Origin of the sequence: Nonomuraea sp. NPDC026600 (assembly GCF_040638335.1) — a bacterium.
Classification (GTDB): Bacteria; Actinomycetota; Actinomycetes; order Streptosporangiales; family Streptosporangiaceae; genus Nonomuraea.
Genome location: NZ_JBEZYD010000007.1, coordinates 297,729 through 314,253 on the forward strand (window position 1 = coordinate 297,729; position 16,525 = coordinate 314,253).

A 16,525-nucleotide genomic window follows, 5' to 3' on the forward strand; every position below is an offset into this window, starting at 1 on the left:
CCCTTGCCTTCACGTGGCCCGGAGCTCCGGAACGCCGACGGAAGCCCGGCTGCGGGCAACTCCTCGGGGCGATAGCGATTGGATCACCCCACATGGGGGAATCCCATCACGGTACCAAGCGTTAGACACCGTGGGAGACAGACCCCTCACGATGGGGGCCCTGTAGGAGGCATTTAAACATGGGCGAGCGCGCGCTTCGTGGCACCCGGCTCGGGGCAACCAGCTACGAGAACGACCGTAACACGGATCTGGCCCCGCGCCAGGACGTGTCCTACACCTGTCCCAAGGGCCATCGCTTCGAGGTTCCGCTTGCCGCCGAGGCCGAGATTCCCGCGACGTGGGAGTGCCGCATGTGCGGTGCGACCGCGGTTCGGGTCGACGGCGAGCAGCCGGAGTCGAAGAAGACGAAGCCCCCGCGGACGCACTGGGACATGCTCCTGGAGCGACGGTCCATCGAGGACCTGGAAGAGGTGCTCAACGAGAGGCTGGCCGTACTTCGAGCCCAGCGTCGGAAAAGCGCCTGACACCTTCTCACGGTGAAAGCCCCCGGGCATCTCGCCCGGGGGCTTCGCCATGCCCTGACGCGCCGCGCGGAGCGCGGCCTCGCGAAGGCTCGGTCAGGAAGACTCGCGGTCTTCCCTGATCACCTCGCCGTGCACCACACCGCCGCGCCCGCCGATGTGCCCGTCGACGTGGCCGCCGGACGGCGGCGGGAAGAGGTTCGCGTACGGCGAGGCCGCCGCCATCCTCTTGACCCGGCGGTCGAAGAACCACGACACCAGGCGCCGCATCGCCGGCCGCGTGAACGGCAGCACGCACAGGAACCCGAGGATGTCGCTCAGGAACCCCGGCGTCAGCAGCAGCGCGCCGCCCACCAGGATCAGGCCGCCGTCGGCGAGCTCCCTGTCGGGCATCCGGCCGGACTGCAGCGCCTCCTGCAGCGCCCGCCACGCCCTGCGCCCCTCGCGGCGCACCAGCCACGCGCCCAGCAGGCTGTCGGCGATGAGCAGGGCCACGGTCGTCCAGCCGCCGATCGCCGAGCCCACCTGGATCAGCAGCCAGATCTCCAGCACCGGGACGATCAGGAAGGCCAGGAAAAGCAGGAGCCGCATAGTCTTCCCCATTCCGCGTACGCGACGTCTGTAGGACGCGTAAATGACCGCCTATACAAGGGACAACGCCAAGCCTGCCCGAACCGTTCCGGCGCCGCCTGAGGGCGATCACAGGTTCTCAGGCGCGCTTGCCGCGCAGCCGGGCGGGCAGGCCGGTCAGGCCCCAGACGGCGATGCGCCAGAACGACTCGGCCATGACCCGGCTGCTCATCTTGCTCGTGCCGACGGTCCGCTCCACGAACGTGATCGGCACCTCGACCACCCGCAGGCCGTGCTTGGCCGTCCGCAGGGTGAGGTCGACCTGGAAGCAGTAGCCCTGCGACTCGACGTCGGCCAGCCCGATCTTCTCCAGCGTCGCGGCGCGGTAGACGCGGAACCCGGCGGTCGCGTCGCGCACCGACATGCCGAGCATGAGCCGCGTGTAGATGTTGGCGCCCCTGGACAGGAGCTCGCGCGAGGCGGGCCAGTTGACCACCTTGCCGCCGGGCACCCAGCGCGAGCCGATCGACAGGTCGGCGCCGTCGGCGACCGCCTTCAGCAGCTTGTGCAGCTCCTCGGGCTGGTGCGAGCCGTCGGCGTCCATCTCCACCAGCACGTTGTAGCCCTCGTCGAGGCCCCAGCGGAACGCGGCGATGTAGGCGGCGCCCAGCCCTTCCTTGCCGGCCCGGTGCAGGACGTGGATGTGATCGTCCTTGGCGGCCAGCTCGTCGGCGATCTCACCGGTGCCGTCGGGGCTGTTGTCGTCGACCACCAGCACGTGCGCGTCCGGCATCGCGGCCCGCACCCGCTCGGTGATCATCACGACGTTGTCGCGCTCGTTGTACGTCGGTATGACGATGAGTATCCGGCCAAGAATCTCCATGATCAGTCATCCCTCACGCGGTCGCCTTACGCCTGACACGCCACGCGGCCACCCCGGCGGCCGCCACTCCCATCAACGCCAGCGCCCACTCCGGCAACGCGCCGACCTGCGTCGCGACCGTCGTCTGGGTGCGCACGGGCACCTTCACCACGTTCATGTCCGCGACGAGCTCGCGGGTCCGCCAGGAGACCTTACCTTCAGGTGTGACATACGCCGAGATGCCGGTGGTGGCCGCCGTCACGACCGCCCTGTTGTGCTCGACGGCCCGCAGCTTCGACATGGCGAGCTGCTGCGGCGGCAGGTTGGACTCGGCGTAGGTGGCGTTGTTGGTCTGCACCACCAGCGGCGTGGCCCCGGTCTGGACGGTCCCGCGCACGGTGCCGTCGTAGGCCACCTCGTAGCAGTTGACCGCGCCGATCGTCACCGGGCCCATCTTCAGGTCGCCCGGCTTGGTGCCCGCGACCGACTGCCTGCCCACCAGGCCGGCCCGCTCCCACAGGGCCAGCACGATCTCCTTGAACGGCGTGTACTCGCCGAACGGCACCAGATGCTGCTTGTCGTAGTAGGCACCGGGCCCGGTCACCGGGTCCCAGACCAGGCTGCGGGTCGCCCGGTTCTCGTCGCCGATGGCCACGACCGCGCCGACCAGCGTGGGCACCCCGACGTCCTTGACGGAGTCGTCGATGATCTGGCGGGCGCCCGCGTCCCGGTAGGGGTCGATGTCGGTGGAGTTCTCCGGCAGGATGACGAGGTCGGGCTTAGGGAGTTTCCCATCCCGTACGGCCTGCGCCAGCTTTTTCGTCTCGTTGGCATGATTTTTCAGGACAACGGCGGGTTCGTCGCCCAGGATGTACATCCCCCGGCCCGGCACGTTGCCCTGCACGATGCCGATGTTGACCGAACGCCCCTCGTCTCCCGGCCTCGGCACGGCCAGCGTCAGCAGGGGCACGGCCAGGGCGATCGCCACCGGGACGAGCCGCCCGGCGACCCGCCGGGCGGCCGGCGGCCGCCGCAGCAGCGCGTACGCGAGCAGGGCCCCGCACAGGGCCACGGCGAACGACACGAGCGGCGCCCCGCCCAGCGCGGCGTACTCGGTGAACAGCGACTCGCCCTGGCTGAACGCCAGCCGCGCCCAGGGGAAGCCCCCGATGGGGAACAGCCCGCGCGCCTGCTCCATGGCCACCCAGAGCCCGCCGAACCACAACGGCCACAGCGGCAGCCGGAACACCAGCGCGGCCAGGGCGGCCATCACGGCGTAGAACAGGCTCTCGACCCCCACCAGCATCACCCAGACGTCGTCGCCGATCGTCCGTACCCAGGCCAGCGTGGGGAACAGGAACACGGCGGCGGCCAGGTAGCCGAGCCAGGCGGCGCGCCGGGGGCGAGTGCCGTGGAGGGCGGCGACGATCAGCCCGACGCCGAGCGGCGCGGCGAGCCACCAGTCGATGGGCGGGAAGGCGAGGAACAGCAGCCCCCCACCGGCCACGGCGGCGGCCACCCGAGCCATGAGCACCCGCCCGGACTCCCGCACGCCCCGCCCCGCGGGCGCGGCCGGAATGGGTGGGCCGGAATCGGGCGTGGGCGGGTCAGGGGTGTGCGGGGTCCCGCCGCCAGTGGGCGGTGGGCCCGTCTTGTCCTGCACCACGCGGGGTTCTCCTCGCCGTTCGCACTCCTGCTTGCGAAAACGCTACCGCTCCCGGGCGGCGATTCGGCCGTCGCGGCCCCTTGTTGCCTCAGAAGTAGGGGTAACCAAACTCTGGACGGCCCGAAAGTAGGGGTGAGCGACGCCGGGCGGGGAGCGGCAGGGTGATCCCGTGACCTGACGGGACCACCCGGCGCTGATGGCGATCCTGCGCACGAGAGGGAAGAGGGCCCGGAAACCCTTCGGACCGGACCCGTCTCGTCGGCGGCGAGCGCGGAATTCCGTTGTCTACTGGGCTCCCGGGCCCGTCCCGGGTCCAACCCCCCGCCCGGCTGGGGTGCCCCGACTCGACGGACCGACGGCCCTGCACCTGGCTGTGTGGACGAAGTCACGCTCCGTCACGGACGCAGGATCCGACGATGTCAGAGACGGCCAACCGGCCAAGTCCCGTGCTGGACTGCGCAGCAAACTACCGACTCCACCTCAGATGTCAACCGTGTCCCGATCAGCAGAAACATCAAGTTTCCGCAGGTAGGACATGCTTGCGTTGTCGCATTAAAGCGATCTAATGCCCATTTGTCGGCCCGGACGCACGGCTTGGCAAGCCGCTCAGCGCCTCCGACAGGAGGGCCGACAGCGGCCGTTCGTGGACGACGCCGAGCCGCTGAGTGGCCCGGGTGAGAGCGACATAAAGGTCGCTCAGGCCGCGCGGCGACTGCGAGGCTATCAGGTCGGGCTCGGCCACGATGACCGAATCGAACTCCAGCCCCTTGGCATCGGCCACGCCGAGCACGGCCACGGGGGCGTCGAGCGCCGCGGTCCCCCGGGTGGCGCCGGCGAAGACCACGGCGGCCCCCTCCACCGTGTCGGAGATCGCCTTGCCGAGCTCGCCGAGCAGCGCGTCGGGGACGACCACGGCCACCTTGCCGCCCTCCCCGACCTCGGCCTTGACCAGCTCGGGCAGCGCGAACAGCGGCGCCGACCAGGGCTCGGCGCCGGTGTCGCGGACCGAGGTGGGCGCCTCGAGCGCCGGGTCGATGGTGGCCAGCACGCGGGCGGCGACCTCCATGAGCTCCACCGGCGTGCGGTAGTTGACGGTGAGCCGCTCCTGGCGCCAGCGCCCCGCCACGTAGGGGTCGAGCACCTCGTTCCACGATCGGGCCCCGGCCGTCGAGCCGGTCTGCGCGATGTCGCCGACGATCGTCATCGACCGGGTGGGCACCCGCCGCATGACCACCCGCCAGGCCATGGACGACAGCTCCTGCGCCTCGTCCACGATCACATGGCCGTAGGCCCAGGCGCGGTCGGCGGCGGCCCGCTCGGCCGTGGTGAGGTAGGGGCCCTCCCCGCGCTGGCGTTCGGCCAGGCGCTCGGCCTCCATGACGTCGGACAGGCCCGTCAGCTCGAGCACCTCGCGGGCGTAGGCGAGCTCCGCCTCGCGCTCGTGCTCGGCCGCCTGCCTGGCCGCGGCCAGTTCCTCCTCGGCCTGCAGGGCGCTGGCGCGCAGCACCTGCTCGTCGATCTCGCCGAGCACCTCGGCCGCCTCGTCCAGCAGCGGCACGTCGGACTCGGTCCACTCCCCTCCGTCACGGCGCAGCAGCGCGCGCTCGTCCGGCGTCAGGATCGAGGCGGCGTGGTCGAGCCGCTCCGGCGAGGCGTACAGGCCCAGGAGCAGGCGCTGCGGGGTCAGGTACGGCCAGAGCCTGTTCAGGGCGGTCTTGACCGGCTGCTCGGTGCGCAGCTCCTCACGCAGGTCGGCCAGCTCGTCGTCGTCGATGAGGCCCTTGCCGAGCTTCCTGGCCGCCTGCCTGGCCAGGGCGTTGAGTATGGTCCTGACGAACACCGCGCGGGCCTGGTTGTGCGGGCGGTGGGAGCGGGTGGCCTTGTTCTTGGCCGCTTCGAGCATGTTGCGGTCGATGGTGAGCGCGTAGCGGCCCAGGTTCAGCTCGATGGGCTTGCGGGGCACCCGTTGCCGGTCGCGTACGGCCCGCTCGATCACCTCGGCCATGCGGATGTCGCCCTTGATCGCGGCCACGTCGGGCCGCTCCCTGGCGGTGGCCGTCAGGCCGGGGTAGAGCTCACCGATCGTCGACAGCAGCACGTCGGTCTCGCCGAGCGAGGGCAGCACCTGCTCGATGTAGCGCAGGAAGGTGAGGTTGGGGCCGAGGATCAGCACACCGCGGCGTTCCAGGCGCTCCCTGTGGGTGTAGAGGAGGTACGCGGCGCGGTGCAGGGCCACCACGGTCTTGCCGGTGCCGGGGCCGCCCTGGACGACCAGCACGCCGTTGAGGTCGGCGCGGATGACGCGGTCCTGCTCGGCCTGGATGGTGGCGACGATGTCCCGCATCCGGCCGGTGCGCCGCTCGTCGAGGGCGGCCAGCAGCGCGGCCTCGCCGTTGAGCGTGGCGCGGTCCTCGTCGGTCAGCGTGTCGAAGTCGAGCAGGTCGTCGTCGACGCCGATGACCGCGCGGCCCTTCGTCTGCAGGTGCCGCCGCCGGGTGAGGCCCATCGGCGCGGCCGGGGTGGCGCGGTAGAACGGCTGGGCCACGGGCGCGCGCCAGTCGATGAGCAGCCGATCCTGCTCGTCGTCGGTGAGGCCGAGCTTGCCGATGTAGAGCCTGCCTTCGTCGACGTGGTCGAGACGGCCGAAAACCAGCCCGCGCTCCACCGCCCAGAGCCGGGCCAGCCTGGAGGCGTACATTCCGGCGAACGTGTCGCGCTCCGACCTGTTCTGCAACGTGCCGACGGCGCCGGCGCCGAGCACCTCCTTCAGCTGGCTCTGGGTGCGTACACGCAACGCGTCGAGGCGGGCATAGAGGCGGGCGACGTACTCCTGCTCCCTTGCGAGCTCCGTTTGACGAGTTGCCGCCTGACCATTATTGTTGTTAATGGGACACTCCGGGCCATTCTGCTTGTTGTTACGACAAACGATGACATTAGCACGCCTGTTGAGGCACTCCCATCTTCTCGTCTGATGTCCTTCCCCGCATCCGGTCACGGCTTGGTTTCACCTCTTGACCGAAACCGTCTCGGACTCTTAGGTTCGCATCAAGTTAGGAAAGTTTCCTAACTTCGAGCCAAGGGGTGAACGTGAGCGGTCCGGTGCCGGGGACTCCCAGTCTGCTACGGGCGATCAATGATCGCGCGGCCTTGCAGGCCCTCCTCGAGCGCGGCCCGCTGACCCGCCCCGAGATCGGCACCCTGACCGGCCTGTCGAAGCCGACGGCCTCGCAACTGCTGTCCCGCCTCCAGGAGGCCGGGCTGGTGGTGCTCGACGGCATCAGGGAAGGGCTGCCCGGCCGTACCGCGGAGGTCTACCGGATCAATCCGGCCGCAGCCTACGTGGGCGCGCTGGACGTCACGCCCGCCCGGATCGAGGCCAGGATCGCCGACATCGCCGGCACGACCGTGGGCTCGTACACGCTGCCCACGCCGCGCCGGGCGGGCGGCGAGCTGGTCGCCCGGCTGCGCGCGGCGCTCGACGGCGCGGGCTCTCCCGGCCCGCTGCGCCGGGTGGTGATCGGCGTGCAGGCGGCGATCGACCCGTCCACCGGCCGGCTCGGCTACGCCACCGCCAAGGACATGCCGGGCTGGCAGATCGGCGACCTGGTGCCGACGCTCGCCAAGGGACTCGGCGTGCCGGTGTCGGTGGAGAACAACGTCAACCTGGTGGCGCTGGCCGAAATGGCGCACGGCGCCGCCCGCGGCGACTCCGACTTCGTGCTGCTGTGGGCGGACGAGGGCATCGGCTCGGCCATCGTGCTGGGCGGGCGGATGCACAGAGGCGCCACCGGCGGCGCGGGCGAGGTCGGTTACATGCCGACCCCGGGCGCGCCGACGGCCCGCGAGTCGGGACGGTACGCCAACCACGGCTACCAGGCGCTCACCGGCGGCTCCGCCGTACTGAAGCTGCTGCGCTCGTACGGCGTGCGCGGCACGGACTTCCGCCAGGCCATCGCGAACGCGGTGCGCGCGGCGGACGACCACCAGGTGGGCCAGAAGGCCGACGACGCGCGGGCCGGGCTGCGCGACATCGCCGCGCGGCTGGCGGTGGGCCTGGCCGCCATCACCTCCGTCATCGATCCCGGGCTCATCGTGCTGACCGGCGGCGTGGTGCTGTCGGGCGGCGAACCCCTGCGCGAGCTGGTCGAACACGAGCTGCACGCGCTGACCATTCCGCGGCCCCGGCTGCGCCTGTCGTCCGTCGAAGGCAACCCCGTCCTCGCCGGAGCCCTCGACCTGGCCCTGGACCTCGTCCGCGACGAGGTTTTCGGGTCAACGGTCCCGACATCATGATGAAGACACGGCATGAGGAGGCACCCCTGTGCGCTTCGTTCCCTTGGCGGCCGCAGGGCTCGCCGTCCTGAGCCTGGCCGCGTGTACCGCGGGTAAAGAGGGCGGTCCCGCCCTCGGTTCCCAGTCCAAACCCACTAACACCGCGCCCACGGCGCTGCCCGCCGCCTCCATCGAGCTGTGGCACGGGTTCTCGGCGGACTCGGAGGTGAAGGCGTTCACCGACGCCATCGCCGGGTTCAACAAGAAGTACCCCCAGATCAAGGTCAAGCTGGTCAAGGGCGTGCAGGACGAGCAGATCACGCAGGCCGTACGCGGTGGCCGGCCGCCGGACGTGGCCTCCTCCTTCACCACCGACTCGGTGGCGACCTGGTGCAAGAGCGGCGTGTTCCAGGACCTCAACCCGGTGATCAAGCAGGACGGCGTCGACCTGTCGGGCCTGCCGGCGGTCGTGAACGACTACACGCAGTACGAGGGCAAGCGGTGCGTGATGCCGCTGCTGACCGACGCGTACGGCCTCTACTACAACAAGGCCCTGATGAAGGGCCACCAGCCGCCCAAGACCCTGTCGGAGCTGACCAAGCTGGCCAAGGAGCTCACGGTCAGGAACCCGGACGGCACCATCAAGGTCGCCGGGTTCGTGCCGAGCGGCCAGTACTACGAGAACACCGCGGGTCACTGGAGCGCGATGGTCGGCGCCAAGTGGACCAACCCCGACGGCACCTCGGCGATCGGCTCCGACCCCGCCTGGAAGACCCTGCTGAAGTGGCAGAAGGATCTCATCGACTGGTACGGCTACGCGAACCTGGACAAGTTCCGCAAGGGCCTGGGCGACGAGTTCTCCGGCAAGCACCCCTTCTACCAGGGCAAGGTCGCCATGGGCATCGACGGCGAGTGGCGGGTGGCCATGATCGCCAACGAGGCGCCGAAGCTCGACTACGGCACCGCCCCCATGCCGGTCGACGACAGCAAGCCCGACCTGTACGGCAGCGGCTTCACCGCGGGCACCGTGATCGGCGTGCCGAAGGGCGCCAAGAACCCCGAGGCCGCCTGGGCGCTGGTGAAGTACCTGACCACCGACACCGACGCGCTGGTCACGCTGGCCAACGCGATCCGCAACGTGCCGACCACCAGGGCCGCGCTGGAATCGCCCGCGCTGAAGAAGGACGAGCACTTCCAGACCTTCCTCGACATCTTCGCCAACCCGAAGACGAGCACGATCCCGGCGCACGTCAACAGCGTGTTCAACCAGGAGGCGCTGCAAGGGTTCATCACCTCGTGGGAGAAGGGCTCGGTCAAGGACCTGGACGCGGGGCTGGCGGGCGTCGACAAGACCATCGACGCCAAGTTCAAGCTGTCGGGCGGCTGACGTGGCGTCCGTACCTCTCAGGCGCCGGGAGGGGTTCCGGGCCCTGCTGTGGCTGTCGCCGTGGCTGGTGGGCTTCGGAGTGTTCTTCGCCTACCCGCTGCTGGCCACCGTCTACTTCTCCTTCTTCAACTACGACCTGTTCTCGCTGAAGTTCAACGGCCTGGACAACTACCGCTACTTCCTCCAGGACGAGCGGGCCTGGCTCTCGATCCGGAACACGGCGTGGCTGGTGGCCGTCATGGTGCCCGCCCAGGTGCTGTTCGCCCTGGGCGTGGCGCAGCTGATCACCAAGCTGAAGTCCGGCGTGGGGTTCTTCCGCACGCTGTTCTACCTGCCGTCGCTGGTGCCGGTGACGGCGGGGACGGTGGCCTTCGTCTTCCTGCTGAACCCGGCCACCGGACCGTTCAACCGGATCCTCGCGCTGGTCGGCATCTCCGGGCCCGACTGGTTCGGTGACAAGGACTGGTCGAAGCCGGGGCTGACGCTGCTGGCCATGTGGGGCGTCGGCAACATCATGGTGATCTTCCTGGCGGCGCTGCTGGACGTGCCCAAGCATCTGTACGAGGCGGCGGCCATCGACGGGGCCGGGGCGTGGCGGCAGTTCCGCAGCATCACGATGCCGACGATCCGTCCGGTGCTGATGTTCTCGGCGGTGACCGGGGTCATCTACACGCTGCAGTACTTCACCCAGGCGATGATCGCCTCAAGGGTCGCGGCGGGCGTCACCGACGCGCCGGGCACCTCGTTCGTGCCCGGGTATCCGGAGATGTCGACGCTGACGCTGCCGCAGTGGCTGTTCCAGACGGGCTTCCGTGACTACACGATGGGCTACGCCTGCGTGCTGGCGCTGGTGCTGTTCGCGGCGTCGATGGTGTTCACACTGGTCCTGCTGCGGCAGTTCCGCGGGTTCGAGGAGGTGGCCTGATGACCGCCACACTGCTGGCGCCGCCCTCCCAGGCGGCGGGGCGGCGCGTCCGGGTCCGGCGTGGCCGTGCCAGGAAGGCGCTGTACTGGATCGCGACGCACGCGACGGCCGTCGCGCTGGGGATCGCGTTCATCGGGCCGCTGGTCTTCGTCCTGCTGACGGCGGTCATGTCCGACAACCAGACGCTGACCGACGAGCTGTGGCCGCACACCTGGAACTGGGCCAACTTCGGCGAGGTGTTCGCCAAGTCGCCGATCCTGCTGTGGCTGCGCAACACGATGATCTACGCGGGGCTCGGCACGCTGTTCACGCTGCTGTCGTCGATCCCGGTGGCCTACGCGCTGGCCCGGTTCCGCTTTCGCGGGCGCAGGCTGGCCTTCCTGCTGGTCATCACGATGATGATGCTGCCGCCCCAGGTGGTCGCGGTGCCGATCTACCTGATCTGGGCGCGGCTGAACCTGACCGGGACGCTGCTGCCGCTGATCTTGCCGATGCTGCTCGGCGACGCGTTCTCGATCTTCCTGCTGCGGCAGTTCCTGCTCTCCATCCCGCGCGACTACACCGACGCGGCGCGGGTGGACGGCTGCACCGACTTCAGGACGCTCATCCGGGTGGTCCTGCCGATGGCCAAGCCGGGCATCGCGGCGGTGGCGCTGTTCCAGTTCTTCTACTGCTGGAACGACTACTACGGGCCGCTGCTGTACTCCGCCACCAATGTCGACAGCTGGACCCTGTCGGTGGGGCTGGCCTCGTTCAAGGCGCTGCACAGCGTGCAGTGGAACCTGACCATGGCGGCCACGCTGCTCGTCATGGCGCCGGTGATCATCGTGTTCTTCTTCGCCCAGAAGGTCTTCATCGAGGGCGTGACTTTGACAGGAGTGAAGGGTTGAAACTGGCCGTGGTGGGGGGCGGCTCGACGTACACGCCCGAGCTGATCGACGGGTTCGCGCGGCTCCGCGACGAGCTGCCGGTCTCGGAGATCGCACTGATAGATCCCGATTTAACGCGACTTGAGGTTGTTTCCGGGATGGCGCGCCGGATGCTGGCGCATGCCGGGCATCCGGCCCGGGTGCTGGCCACCTCCTCGGTCGAGGAGGGGGTCTCGGGGGCGCAGGCCGTGCTGTTCCAGTTGCGGGTGGGCGGGCAGGCGGCGCGCGACGTGGACGAGACGCTGCCGCTGCGGTGCGGCTGCGTGGGGCAGGAGACGACCGGGGCGGGCGGGCTGGCCAAGGCGCTGCGTACGGTGCCGATCGTGCTGGACATCGCCGAGACGGTCCGTACGCACGCGCCCGAGGCGTGGATCGTCGACTTCACCAACCCGGTCGGCATCGTCACCCGCGCGCTCCTCGACGCCGGGCACCGGGCGATCGGGCTGTGCAACGTGGCGATCGGCTTCCAGCGCCGCTTCGCCGCCGCGCTGGGCGTGCCGCCGTCGCGGATCTCGCTCGGCCACGTCGGGCTCAACCACCTGACCTGGGAACGGGCCGTGTACCTGGACGGCGAGGACGTGCTGCCCGCGCTGCTCGCCGAGCACGCGGAGTCGCTGGCCGACGACCTGGCGCTGCGCCCCGCGCTGCTCCGCCGGCTCGGTGTGGTGCCGTCGTACTATTTGCGCTATTTCTACGATCATGACGCGGTGGTGGAGGAGCAGCGGGCCAAGCCGTCTCGCGCGGCCGAGGTGGCGGCGATGGAGACCCGGCTGCTGGAGATGTACGCCGACTCATCGGTCGTCGAGAAGCCGGCACTGCTGGGCGAGCGGGGCGGCGCGTACTACTCCGAGGCGGCGGTCGCGCTGATCGCCTCACTGCTCGGCGACCGTCCCGGCACCCACGTGGTGAACGTCCGCAACCGCGGAACGCTGCCCTTCCTGGCCGACGACGCGGTGATCGAGGTGCCCGCGGCCGTCTCCGCCCTGGGGGCCGCGCCGCTGCCGGTGCCGCCGGTCGAGCCGCTGTACGCGGGGCTGATCGCGCACGTGTCCGCCTACGAGACGCTCGCCCTTGAGGCGGCCCGGTACGGCGGTGCGGACCGGGTCCGCGACGCCCTGCTGGCCCATCCCCTGATCGGCCAGGACGCCACCGCGGAGGAGCTGACCGGCCTGCTGCTGGCGGCCAACCGCGACTACCTGCCGTGGACGGTGAGCTAGTGGAGCACCGCAGGCTCGTCCTCGCGGTCGACGGCGGCAACAGCAAGACCGACGTGGCGCTGGTCACGGAGGACGGCGAGGTGCTGGCCACCGGCCGGGCGGGCCCGTTCGCGCCGCAGAGCGATGGTGTGGCGGCGGCGCTGGACGTGGTGGAGGAGGCGGTACGGCAGGCGCTCGCGCGGGTGCCGCCGGACGCCGACCCCGGCCGGGACCGCTCCATCGTCCCGGGCCGCTTCGATCATGTGGCGGCCTATCTGGCGGGGGCCGATCTGCCGGTCGAGGAGGAGGCCCTGGCGCTCGAGTTCGCCCGCCGGGGCTTCGGCCCGGACATCTCCGTCCGCAACGACACCTTCGCCGTGCTCCGGGCGGGCGCGTCGGGCCCCTGGGGCGTGGCCGTGGTGTGCGGCGCGGGCATCAACGCGGTCGGCGTCTCCCCCACCGGCGAGGTGACCCGCTTCCCCGCGCTCGGCCGCCTCAGCGGCGACTGGGGCGGCGGCCAGGGCATCGCGGAGGAGGCGCTGTGGCACGCCGCCCGCGCCGAGGACGGTCGCGGGCCCGCGACCGCGCTGGCGGAGCTGTGCACGCGGCACTTCGCCGTGCGCACGGTCGAGGAGCTGATCCTGGAGGTCCACTTCGGCCACCTGGACGAGTCCCGCCTGCACGAGCTCGCCCCGGGCGTCTTCGCCACGGCCGCGGCGGGCGACCCGATCGCCAGATCGCTGGTGGAACGCCAGGCGGAGGAGATCACCGTGCTGGCGGAGGTGTGCCTGCGCCGCCTGGACCTGCTGGAGACGCCCACGGAGGTGGTGCTGGGCGGCGGCATCCTCCAGGCCCGCGACCCGCTCCTGACGGCCCTCCTGGACGCCTCGTTCGCCGCCAGGGCGCCCCGGGCCAAGATCCTGGTCGCCGACGTCCCGCCCATCGTCGGCGCCGCTCTCAACGGCCTGGAGCACCTGGGCGCGACGGATCCGGCCAAGACCCGCCTGCGCGCCCGCTACGAACGGACCTGACGGGCCCCCGCAACGGTCACGACGAACGGACCCGACAGGTCCCGGAAGCGGTCACGACGAACGGACCCGACAGGTGTCGGAAGCGGTCACGACGCCGGGACCGGGCCGCCGGTGAGGAGGGTCTCGACGCGGGTGCGGACGTCGGGGGTGTCGAGGCCGCGGACCGTGAGGGTGGTGCGGCGCCGTACGACGTCGTCGACCGTCGCCGCCCACTCGTGGTCGCGCGCGTAGACCGCCTGCGCCCAGATGTCCGGCCCGTCCGGGTGGATGCGCTCGCCGAGCGCGGGCGTGTCGCGGATGAGCCTGGACAGGTCGAACGCGATCGAGCCGTAGTGCGAGGCTAGGTGGCGCGCCACCAGCGGGTCCATCCGGGCGCCGGGGTCGCGGTCGGTCCACAGGCGCATCGCGACCGCGTCGGGGCTGGCCAGGCCGGGCAGCGGCATGGCGGGCAGGATGGCCGCGAGGTCGTCGCCGAGCGGGTGGCCGGGCAGGTGGGCGAGCGTGTCGAGGACGACCTTGCCGATGTGCCGGTAGGTGGTCCACTTGCCGCCGGCCACCGACAGCATGCCGCCCTTGCCCCGGCTGACCACCGTCTCCCGCTTGGCCGACGACACCGCGCCGGGGCCGCCCGGCAGCACGCGCAGCCCGGCGAAGGCGTAGGTGATGTCCTCACGCCGCAGTTGCGAGTCGCGTACGGCGTGCCCGGCCTCGTCGAGGATCTGGGCCACGTCGGCGTCGGTGGCGCGCACGCCGGCGGGGTCGCCCTCGTAGGCCTCGTCGGTGGTGCCGAGCAGCAGGTGGTCCTCCCACGGGATGGCGAAGGACACGCGGTATTTGTCGATCGGGGTGGTCAGGGCCGCCTTCCACGGCTCGTGGCGGCGCATGACCAGGTGGGCGCCCTTCGACAGGCGGATGCTCGGCGCGGCCCCGGGGTCCTCCATGCGGCGCAGGTGGTCGACCCACGGGCCGGTGGCGTTCAGCACGAGGCGGGCGTCGACGCCGAACTCGGTGCCGTCGAGCCGGTCGCACAGCTCCGCCCCCGAGACCGTGCCGCCGCTTTCGCGCAGGCCGACGACCTCGGCGTGGTTGAGCACGACCGCGCCCGCGTCGACGGCGGCGCGCACGGTCATCACCGCGACCCGGCTGTCGTTCATCTGGTGGTCGCCGTAGACGGCGGCGGCGCGCAGCCCCTCAGGCCGGAGCGCGGGCACCTTGGCCAGCGCCTGGCCGGCGGTGATGACCCGGCCGAGCCCGTCGCCGAACACCGACAGCGCCGAGTACAGGAACACGCCCGCGCCCAGCTTGGCGGCGCCGTGCGGGCCGCCCCGGTAGACCGGCACCACGAAGGTGAGCGGCTTGACCAGGTGGGGGGCGATGTCGCCGGCCAGCGCCCGGCGTTCGCGGTGGTTCTCGGCGACCAGCTTGACGTTGCCCGTCTGCAGGTAGCGCAGGCCGCCGTGGACGAGCTTGGAGGAGGCGCTGGAGGTGGCCCCGGCGAAGTCGCCGCCGTCGACCATGGCGACGCGCAGGCCCGCCTGGGCGGCCATCCAGGTGACCGAGGTGCCGAGGATGCCGCCGCCGATGACCAGCAGGTCGTAGGTGCCCCTGGACAGCTCCTCACGGGTCTCGGCGCGGGAGGCGATCGTGGTCATGGGGTGCTCCAGTCGAGGCTGCGTTCGATGGCCTTGCGCCAGTTGCGGTATTCGCTGTCGCGCACGTCCTGGCCGATCTTCGGCCGCCACTCGGCCGCCTTGTGCCAGTTGGCGCGCAGGCTGTCGGTGTCGGGCCAGTAGCCGGTGGCCAGCCCGGCCGCGTAGGCGGCGCCCAGGCAGGTGGTCTCCGACACCATCGGCCGCACCACCGGCACGGCGAGCACGTCGGCCAGGATCTGCATGAGCAGGTTGTTGGCGGTCATGCCGCCGTCGGCGCGCAGCGAGGTGAGCGCGAGCCCGGCGTCGGCGTTCATCGCGTCGACCACCTCGCGCGTCTGCCAGGCGGTCGCCTCCAGCACGGCCCGCGCGATGTGCCCCTTGGTGACGAACCCGGTCAGCCCGGCGATCACGCCGCGCGCGTCGGAGCGCCAGTGCGGGGCGAACAGGCCGGAGAAGGCGGGGACGAAGTAGCAGCCGCCGTTGTCCTCGACGGTGCCCGCGAGGGTCTCGATCTCGGCGGCGCTGGAGATCAGGCCGAGATTGTCACGCAGCCACTGCACGAGCGAGCCGGTGACGGCGATCGAGCCCTCCAGCGCGTACGTGGCGGGGGCGTCGCCGATCTGGTAGCCGACGGTGGTGAGCAGCCCGTGCTTGGAGGCGACCGGCTCGGTGCCGGTGTTCATCAGCAGGAAGCTGCCGGAGCCGTAGGTGCTCTTGGTCTCGCCCGGGCCGAAGCACGTCTGGCCGAACAGGGCCGCCTGCTGGTCACCCAGCGCCGCCGCCACCGGCACGCCATCGCCGGTCGTGCCGTACACCTCGGCGGAGGGACGGACCTCCGGCAGCATCGCGCGCGGCACGCCGAGCGCGGCGAGCAGCTCGTCGTCCCAGCTCAGCGTGCGCAGGTTCATCAGCATGGTACGGCTGGCGTTGGTGACGTCGGTGACGTGGCGGCCGGTGAGCCGCCAGATCAGCCAGCTGTCGACGGTGCCGAACAGCACGTCGCCGCGCTCGGCCCGCTCCCGCAGCCCGGGGGTCTCGTCGAGCAGCCAGCGGATCTTCGGCCCGGCGAAGTAGGTGGCCAGCGGCAGCCCGGCCCGCTCGCGGAAGAGCTCCCCGTGCTCCGACAGGGACCGGACCAGGGCGTCGGTACGGGTGTCCTGCCAGACGATCGCGTTGGCCACGGGCCGCCCGGTGCGGCGGTCCCACAGGACGGTGGTCTCGCGCTGGTTGGTGATGCCGAGGGCGACGAGCTGGGCGAAGTCGATCCCGCTGCCGGTGACGGCGTCGGCCACCACGCCCTGGACGGCGTCCCAGATCTCGGCGGCGTCGTGCTCGACCCAGCCGGGCCTGGGGAAGATCTGCCGGTGCTCCCGCTGCGCCACCGAGACGATCCGGCCGGCCTGGTCGAACACCATGCACCTGCTGGACGTGGTGCCCTGGTCGATGGCGGCTACGTACTGCGGTCGGGGCACGGCTTCCTCACTTCGGCGTGTTCGGCATCGCCGAACGGTTCT

13 protein-coding genes are annotated in these 16,525 nt (G+C 71.1%); 7 read left to right on the plus strand and 6 right to left on the minus strand.

The window, feature by feature from the left end; translation table 11 throughout:
• Positions 1–179: 179 nt before the first annotated feature.
• Complete coding sequence (locus tag AB0F17_RS19725; protein ID WP_103962598.1) at positions 180–524, plus strand: RNA polymerase-binding protein RbpA; 345 nt, start codon at positions 180–182, stop codon at positions 522–524.
• A gap of 93 nt (positions 525–617) precedes the next feature.
• On the opposite strand, the gene AB0F17_RS19730 is transcribed toward AB0F17_RS19725, so the two are convergent.
• The 4 genes from AB0F17_RS19730 to AB0F17_RS19745 all read right to left on the minus strand — a co-directional run bounded on the left by AB0F17_RS19730 (position 618) and on the right by AB0F17_RS19745 (position 6,413).
• Complete coding sequence (locus tag AB0F17_RS19730) at positions 618–1,112, minus strand: FxsA family protein (protein ID WP_358024713.1); 495 nt, start codon at positions 1,110–1,112, stop codon at positions 618–620.
• A gap of 118 nt (positions 1,113–1,230) precedes the next feature.
• Complete coding sequence (locus tag AB0F17_RS19735; RefSeq protein WP_358024716.1) at positions 1,231–1,974, minus strand: polyprenol monophosphomannose synthase; 744 nt, start codon at positions 1,972–1,974, stop codon at positions 1,231–1,233.
• Between the two features lie 13 nt (positions 1,975–1,987).
• A complete protein-coding gene (lnt, locus tag AB0F17_RS19740) occupies positions 1,988–3,619 on the minus strand; it encodes an apolipoprotein N-acyltransferase (protein ID WP_358024719.1) in 1,632 nt (543 codons plus the stop codon).
• A gap of 562 nt (positions 3,620–4,181) precedes the next feature.
• Positions 4,182–6,413: an AAA family ATPase gene (locus AB0F17_RS19745; RefSeq protein WP_358024722.1), complete on the minus strand. Its 2,232-nt coding sequence runs from the start codon at positions 6,411–6,413 to the stop codon at positions 4,182–4,184.
• A gap of 293 nt (positions 6,414–6,706) precedes the next feature.
• On the opposite strand from AB0F17_RS19745, the gene AB0F17_RS19750 reads away from it, so the two are divergent.
• The 6 genes from AB0F17_RS19750 to AB0F17_RS19775 are packed head-to-tail and all read left to right on the plus strand — an operon-like array spanning position 6,707 to position 13,359.
• A complete protein-coding gene (locus AB0F17_RS19750) occupies positions 6,707–7,912 on the plus strand; it encodes an ROK family transcriptional regulator (RefSeq protein WP_358024725.1) in 1,206 nt (401 codons plus the stop codon).
• Positions 7,913–7,940: 28 nt separating this feature from the next.
• A complete protein-coding gene (locus tag AB0F17_RS19755) occupies positions 7,941–9,278 on the plus strand; it encodes an ABC transporter substrate-binding protein (RefSeq protein ID WP_358024728.1) in 1,338 nt (445 codons plus the stop codon).
• Between the two features lies 1 nt (position 9,279).
• Complete coding sequence (locus AB0F17_RS19760) at positions 9,280–10,203, plus strand: sugar ABC transporter permease (RefSeq protein ID WP_358024731.1); 924 nt, start codon at positions 9,280–9,282, stop codon at positions 10,201–10,203.
• Positions 10,203–11,093, plus strand: coding sequence for a carbohydrate ABC transporter permease (locus tag AB0F17_RS19765; protein ID WP_358024734.1), 891 nt, complete (start codon positions 10,203–10,205; stop codon positions 11,091–11,093). Before AB0F17_RS19760 ends, AB0F17_RS19765 begins: the two co-directional genes overlap by 1 nt.
• Entirely contained in the window at positions 11,090–12,349 is a 1,260-nt protein-coding gene (locus AB0F17_RS19770; RefSeq protein ID WP_358024737.1) for a 6-phospho-beta-glucosidase, read from the plus strand. Before AB0F17_RS19765 ends, AB0F17_RS19770 begins: the two co-directional genes overlap by 4 nt.
• On the plus strand, positions 12,334–13,359 hold the full coding sequence (locus AB0F17_RS19775) for a BadF/BadG/BcrA/BcrD ATPase family protein (RefSeq protein WP_358024740.1): 1,026 nt from the start codon (positions 12,334–12,336) through the stop codon (positions 13,357–13,359). The genes AB0F17_RS19770 and AB0F17_RS19775 overlap by 16 nt, the downstream gene beginning before the upstream one ends.
• Positions 13,360–13,445: 86 nt before the next feature.
• On the opposite strand, the gene AB0F17_RS19780 is transcribed toward AB0F17_RS19775, so the two are convergent.
• Both AB0F17_RS19780 and glpK read right to left on the minus strand, forming a co-directional pair.
• Positions 13,446–15,011, minus strand: coding sequence for a glycerol-3-phosphate dehydrogenase/oxidase (locus AB0F17_RS19780; protein ID WP_358024743.1), 1,566 nt, complete (start codon positions 15,009–15,011; stop codon positions 13,446–13,448).
• Positions 15,008–16,483: a glycerol kinase GlpK gene (glpK, locus tag AB0F17_RS19785; RefSeq protein WP_358024746.1), complete on the minus strand. Its 1,476-nt coding sequence runs from the start codon at positions 16,481–16,483 to the stop codon at positions 15,008–15,010. Before glpK ends, AB0F17_RS19780 begins: the two co-directional genes overlap by 4 nt.
• Positions 16,484–16,525 lie beyond the last annotated feature (42 nt).